The sequence below is a fragment of the uncultured Campylobacter sp. genome (genome assembly GCF_937997595.1).
Taxonomy (GTDB): Bacteria; Campylobacterota; Campylobacteria; order Campylobacterales; family Campylobacteraceae; genus Campylobacter_B.
Genome location: NZ_CALKTS010000074.1, coordinates 1 through 6,501, shown reverse-complemented (window position 1 = coordinate 6,501; position 6,501 = coordinate 1). Strand labels below are relative to the sequence as shown.

Annotated in this window: 6 protein-coding genes; all 6 read left to right on the top strand. The window is 46.0% G+C overall.

All coding sequences use genetic code 11. From position 1 onward, the window contains the following. The first annotated feature begins 59 nt into the window (after positions 1-59). The gene (locus tag Q0614_RS02595) at positions 60-749 is read left to right on the top strand and encodes a response regulator transcription factor (protein WP_298786340.1); all 690 of its coding nucleotides are present in this window, start codon (positions 60-62) and stop codon (positions 747-749) included. Next, positions 739-2,157: a DUF3365 domain-containing protein gene (locus Q0614_RS02590; protein WP_298786339.1), complete on the top strand. Its 1,419-nt coding sequence runs from the start codon at positions 739-741 to the stop codon at positions 2,155-2,157. Before Q0614_RS02595 ends, Q0614_RS02590 begins: the two co-directional genes overlap by 11 nt. Positions 2,158-2,261: 104 nt before the next feature. Beyond that, the gene (locus Q0614_RS02585) at positions 2,262-4,337 is read left to right on the top strand and encodes a cytochrome C (protein ID WP_291940175.1); all 2,076 of its coding nucleotides are present in this window, start codon (positions 2,262-2,264) and stop codon (positions 4,335-4,337) included. A 51-nt stretch (positions 4,338-4,388) separates the two neighbouring features. Beyond that, on the top strand, positions 4,389-5,162 hold the full coding sequence (locus Q0614_RS02580; protein ID WP_298786338.1) for an FKBP-type peptidyl-prolyl cis-trans isomerase N-terminal domain-containing protein: 774 nt from the start codon (positions 4,389-4,391) through the stop codon (positions 5,160-5,162). Between the two features lie 28 nt (positions 5,163-5,190). Further along, on the top strand, positions 5,191-5,904 hold the full coding sequence (locus Q0614_RS02575) for a 4Fe-4S dicluster domain-containing protein (protein ID WP_298786337.1): 714 nt from the start codon (positions 5,191-5,193) through the stop codon (positions 5,902-5,904). Between the two features lies 1 nt (position 5,905). After that, on the top strand, positions 5,906-6,501 hold a 596-nt coding region (gene nrfD / locus Q0614_RS02570), incomplete at its 3' end, for an NrfD/PsrC family molybdoenzyme membrane anchor subunit (RefSeq protein ID WP_298786335.1).

Below are 6,501 nucleotides of genomic sequence, written 5' to 3'. Positions count from 1 at the left end.
AGTTATATTTTAAGAGACGATTAAGAATGAAATGTGCTAAGCTTGGAGGCGGATAGGATATGCAAGATTACGAATTATTGGACGTTTTGTCCAATAAAAGGGTTCTTTGCCTAGAGGACGAGCCCGGGATTTTAAAAAATATAACCGAATCGCTACAGCTGTTTTTCGGCGAAGTAGTGGGGGTTAAGGACGGGCTGGAGGCGCTCGATGAGGCGATGAGCGGCTCGTATGACGCGCTGGTTTTTGATATCGGCGTGCCGCATATGGACGGGCTCGAGGTCGTTAAAAAGATCCGCGCTGCCGGCATCAGCGTGCCGATCGTGATACTTTCGAGCCACACCGAGCAGGAGTATCTGTGGCGGGCGGTGGAGCTTAAGATCACCAGGTATCTGCCTAAGCCGTACGACAAAAACGCCTTTATAAAGGCGCTGCAAGACGTCGCTGCGGAGCTGATAAATCACGCGCCGATATTTAGCATAAGCGGCGAGCTGAAGTATGATTTTGCCAAAAAGATCATCTACATCAAAGACAGCGCCTGTCATCTTTCCAAAAGCGAGAGCAAGCTTTTGGAGTACTTCTTAGCGCGCAAAAATCAAACCGTAACCTACGAGCAGCTATTCGACTATATGTGGGAGTTCGAGCAGCCCAGCAAGGAAGCGATTAAGGCGATCGTCAAAGAGCTGCGCCGCAAGATCGGCAAGGACGTGATCAAAAATTTATATGCGGTGGGGTATCTCTTTGAAGTATAAATTTAAATTTATCGTAGCGCTTTTCGTGCTGCTATATATCGTAATTACGGCTTTGGTTTTTAACTTCTACCGCGAGCTTGCGCTAAAAGATACGAGGCGCGAGGCGTTTTATATCCTAGATACGATGAATGCGGTGCGCGATTACGTCTCGACCGTGCAGCGCCCGCTAATAAACGAACTTAAAGAAAAAAAGCTTCTGAGTGAGGATTTTTTCGATCCGAGGCTGATGTCCTCGACCTACATAACGCGCGAAATTTATAAAATTCAGCTCGCCAAAGAAAACATCAACTACGACTACAAGCTCGTCGCTACCGATCCGCTCAATCCCGAGCACGAAGGAAGCGAGTTTGAGAATGAAATTTTAGAGGGCTTTAAAGAAAACAGATATAAAGAATACTCCAGAGTCATCTATGATAAAGGTGGCGCCTCATATCTTTTGAGCCTGCCGATAACAAACTCCCAGCCTTCGTGCACTGAGTGCCACAGCATCAACGCAGCACCTAAAAAGATGCAAGAGCTCTACGGCGATGTGGGGAATTTCAAAGGCGGTCTAGGCGATACGATCGCGATGATAAGCTTTAAAATTCCGATAAAAAGCATTCTGCTTTATCACACCAAAGAGTTTGTCGTTAGTGGTCTAAGCTTGCTTGTGGTGTTTTTGATCTGCATATTTTGTATCTATAAAATTCACAAAAAAAACGCAACTTTAAAGATGCAAACTCAGCTTTTACTGATAAATCAAAGCCGCCTCGCGCTCATGGGCGAGATGATCGGCAATATCTCGCACCAGTGGCGTCAGCCACTATCGCAGATCAGCTCTACGCTCATAAATTTAGAGCTTTACAACGAGCGAGGCAAGCTCTCAAAAGAAAGGCTCGAAGACGGCATAAAAGACGCGGGCGAGCAGGTGAAATTTATGAGCGATACGATCGAGGATTTTAAAAATTTCTTCAATCCGAATATGCCGAAGAGGGAATTTAACGCCAGCGAGGCGATCGAGCAGGCGCGTAAAATTTTAAACGCCTCGCTTAAAAAGCATGTCATCGACATAAGCGTACGGGTAGAAGAAAATTTTACGCTTTACGGCAATGTAAACGAGCTCATCCAGGTGCTAATAAACATCATAAACAACGCAAAGGAGGCGTTTTTGGACGTGCCGCTTAAACGGCGCGAGATTAAAATTCGCTCGTTTTTAAAACAGGGCGAGCGGGTAATCACGATCGAAAATAACGCAAGCCGCATCGACGAAGCGCAGCTCGATAAAATTTTTGAGCCGCATTTTACTACAAAACAGCAGGGCAGCGGGCTTGGGCTATATATGAGCAAGATGATAATCGAAAAAAACGGAGGGAGCATAAGCGCTGCAAATTCCGACGAAGGCGCGATATTTACGATTGCTTTTCGTTAAATTTAGACTTCATTAAATTTCTCCCTTTTTCACCCTTTTTTGTTGATATTATTTCAATCGTAAAACTTTGCTAATTTAAAAATTTGATTTTCAAAGGAGGAGCCATGAAAAAATGGAATAAGATGCTACTAGGCGCGCTAGCCTGTATTAGCATTTTTGCCGCAGGAGCCTGTGCTGATGAAGGCATGGGGCATGAGATGGAAATGTCGCAAAAATCGCGCGACGTCATCGCAAATCCTAAGGGCACGTTGCAAAGCAGAGGCGTCATATCCTTGCAGGACTACGTCGTAGAAGAGCGAGAGATGTATGACTGGCTATTTAAAAATCACCCGATTTTTACCAAATACGGCGGTAAGACGGTCGGTAAGATGGATGTACACGACCGAGGTTTGGAGTGGCTTGCGGAAGGGCATGGATTTGACTTTTCAAAGGCTAGCAAAAGAGACGACGGCAAGGGCTATAGCTCTATGATGTATAGAATCCCTGCGGGCTCTTCTTTGCAATTTCCGAATAAATTCATAGGTCCTGAAAAATGCGGCGAGTGCCACCCTGCACAGTATGAGACATGGAGCAGATCGCGTCACGCCACTACTATCCGCTTCCCGGGCGAGCACCCGGAGGTTAATAACAACCTAACCGATCCTGTATTTAGCCCAGATACGGCGTCGATCCTTCCAAAAGGTATTACCCCTGACGTAATTTATGCGACCGTGGGACACCTAAGGACAAAATTCGGCTACGTAGATGCATGGCTTCTACGCGGAACCTATCACGTAGAGGGCGGCTTGCTAAGAGATGGTACCGGTCAAATCGTAGCCGGCGGCAACCAATTCCAAAGGACTTGGGCGTTAAATTTAGACGATGAGACGGTCAAAAAGATTAAAAAGATTGTTCCGGAATTCCCGGGCACGCTTGAGGAATACGGCGACAACGGCGGTTACGTAAGAGGTCTTGCGTCGTATGCTGCAAAATACAAAAAATCGATGTTTTTCCAAGCAAACAGCTCGTATTGCGAAGTCTGCCACCCATTCAAATTCGATTTTAAAACTAAAAAAGAATTCTATGCTGCTTTGGGTAATGCAAAAGAGCTTCAAAAGCACACTATCTCCAAGGGTATCACCTGCGAAGAGTGCCATGGAGCGGGCGGTCACCTTGACGGCGCTACAAATTTTAGAACCTCAAACTGCGAACGCTGCCACCAAAGATTTAACTATAGCCCTGATTTAGCTCGTGCTAATCCGCTAAACAACGGAAATCCCGATCTATCTCTTAGCTCTAAATTTAAATCTATGGGACCAGGATGTGGCTCTGAAGGCTCTCAGTCCTACTTCACCGCTCACTACGAGAAGGGTATGCGCTGCGTAACCTGCCACGATCCGCACGATAACACCGGACCGGTAGTTGGTGATAAAACCGTCAAGGGCGTAAATTACAACTCCGAGCAGGGCTATTTGAGCGCGTTTTATACAAAGCCTAAGATCACAAAAGAGTGCAAAGATTGCCACCAAGAGCAAGCCTACATCGCTGCAAGAGCCGATACGCATAAAGACAACACCTGCGCATCTTGCCACATGCCGTTTATGATGAGCTGCGAGAACTTCTACGCTATTCAGTTCCAAGACAACGCGGGATTTGATACTCAAAGAAGATCGCACATCTGGAAGATCGACATAGATCCTGCTAGAAAATCTCTAGTCGCAGGCGATGCCGCCAAAGGTCCAAGAGATGCGAAAGATTGGCACTTCCAAAGAAATAAAGATGGACGAAATTTCGTCGATCTTATGTGGTCGTGCGCACGAACATCTTGGGCGGATAAAGATATGCAAGATACCAAAGGCTGCCACAGCCCTGTCGTTTCCGAGCTAAAAGAGACGCTTCACTTCAAGAACCAAAAGCAGGTTTACGATGAGGTTATGGGCTGGCAAACTCCGATTAAGAGCGACTTCTCGCAAGTTAAGATCGGTATTCAAGGAATTTACTCTATCCTTGAGACTAAAAAGCTTAACTCCAGTGATAAAACTCGCGTCTATGAGCTAATCGAAAAAGCTCAAGACACCGTCGATCTTATCGAAAAAGACGGCTCATGGGGTATGCATGGCTTTAAATATACTAAGCAAAGGCTAGAGGCCGCTAAAGAGTATATCAAAGAGGCTCAAAGAATTCTAAATAATAATTTATAATTCTTTCGGGGTCGCGTAAGTTCGCGGCCCCGAAATTTAAAAGGCAAATGTATGCAAAAAAGACTGAAAATTTTCTTGCCTATCGTTTTGGTAAGCTGCGCGTTGGGCGCGAATTTAACTACGCAAGAACAAAAAGAATCTTATAGCATCGGAGCTTCTACCGGAAGCTATGTTTCAAACCAGCTGCATTCACAAGCCGCGTTAGGCGTCAAATACGACTTAGATGCGGTGATAGAGGGGTTTTTGGACGCTCTTAAAAAGCAGCAGAAGCTAAAAGATGAGGAAATTATTGCGCTTTTGAATCAAAGAGCCGATAAGCTAAATAAGATCGTAGAAACAAATTCCAAAGCGGAGCTTGATAAAAATTTAAAAGCGGGCAAGGAATTTATGGCGAAAAATGCCAAAAATCCGGACGTTAAAACCACGAAATCCGGTCTTCAATATGAAATTCTAAAGCTAGGCATGGGCGAAAAGCCAAAGCCTGAGAGCGTAGTAGTGATGAACTACAAGGCGTATTTGACGAACGGCAGCGTATTTGACGATACTTTCGCATCTAAAATTCCGGCGCATCTTTCTATGATAGGCTTAATCGACGGATTGCGCGAGGGATTGCTTTTGATGAATACAGGCTCGAAATATAAATTTACAATCCCTAGTAATTTAGCCTACGGCAACGTGGACGTAGATAGAATTCCTGCGGGTTCTGTGGTGATTTTTGAAGCCGAACTACTAAAAGTTTTAAAGCCCGGTGAGCTTGCCGATGCAGCCAAAAAGCTTAGCGAGAGCGAGGCTAAAAGCTTTCACGACGCGAATAAAACAAAGTAATTTTGCTTAAATTTAGTCGGAGGAGAATATGCAAAAGCAAAGAAGAAATTTTATAAAATCCGCCGCACTCGGCTCTTTGGGGCTTGGCGCAATCGCCTCAAGCTTACTCGCGCAAAACGGCGACGGCGCGGATAAAAGCGCGCAAGACGCAAACGCAAGCGTCAAAAAGCAGGAGCCGAAAAAGCCGCACTACGGCATGATATTCGATCAGAACAAATGCGTGGGCTGTACCGACTGCGAGATCGCCTGTAAAAAGGTAAATTTGGTTCCGAAAGGTCAGATGAGGCTTTTTATCCAGGACAAAACCGATCCGCTAAATTTGAAAGAAAAGCGCTATGTTAGAGTATCTTGTCAGCAGTGCGAGGACGCGCCGTGCGTAAAAGTCTGTCCGACGAAAGCCTGCCACAAGGATGAAAAAACCGGCATCACGACGATGAACACCGATGATTGCATCGCCTGTAAATATTGCATCGTCGCCTGTCCTTACGACGTGCGCTTTATAAATCACGATACCAAAGCCGCGGAGAGCTGCAACTTCTGCTTGGATACGAATTTAAAAGACGGTCATGAGCCCGCCTGCATCGAGGCGTGCAGATACGAGGCGATCGTGTTTGGCGATCTAAACGACGAAAGCTCGCACATCAGCAAGCTACTTCGCGTAAAAGATAGTCTGCGAATGCATCCTGAGTGCGGCACGAAGCCGAGCCTGCGCTATATTCCTGCGGTTAAATTGGGGGTGTGATATGAACGGAGCTATAAATTTCACTGCGACCTTCTCGCACGGCGTAGAGTGGGGCTGGCCGATAGCGGTTTATCTTTTGCTAGCGGGTATGAGCGGCGGCGCTTTGATAGTCGCGATCCTCGTTAAGCTTTACAAAAAACAAACTGAAAGCACGCCACTGTTTAAGGCTGCGTCGCTGCTATCTTTCGTAGCAATCCTTCTGGGTATGGTCTGCCTGGTAGCCGATTTAGAGCGACCGCTACTTTTTTGGAAAATTTTGATTAATTATAACTTCACATCGGTTATGTCCGTGGGCGTTGCGGCGCTTTGCGTCTATATCCCGCTTAGCTTCGTTGCCTGCCTTTATGCGTTTGAAGCTGATCTTAGCGGATTTTTATCGCGCAGACTTACTTTTTTAAAAGGGCTTTTCACGCTCGTAATGAAAATTTTAAACGCGCTTCGCCCGCTACTTCTTGCGCTTACTCTTGTTTTTGCGGTCGCGATCTGTGCTTATACGGGCTTTTTGATCTCGGTTTTAGTTAGATTTCCTATCCTTAATACCGCCGTTTTACCTGCGCTTTTCGTGGCGTCGGGCTTATCGGCGGGTATTGCGGGCTC

What these genes read in the sequence shown, in the direction of transcription:
- Q0614_RS02595 (WP_298786340.1), top strand. Translation starts at nt 60, where the DNA reads ATGCAAGATTACGAATTATTGGACGTTTTGTCCAATAAAAGGGTTCTT.
- Q0614_RS02575 (WP_298786337.1), top strand. Translation starts at nt 5,191, where the DNA reads ATGCAAAAGCAAAGAAGAAATTTTATAAAATCCGCCGCACTCGGCTCT.
- Q0614_RS02585 (WP_291940175.1), top strand. Translation starts at nt 2,262, where the DNA reads ATGAAAAAATGGAATAAGATGCTACTAGGCGCGCTAGCCTGTATTAGC.
- Q0614_RS02580 (WP_298786338.1), top strand. Translation starts at nt 4,389, where the DNA reads ATGCAAAAAAGACTGAAAATTTTCTTGCCTATCGTTTTGGTAAGCTGC.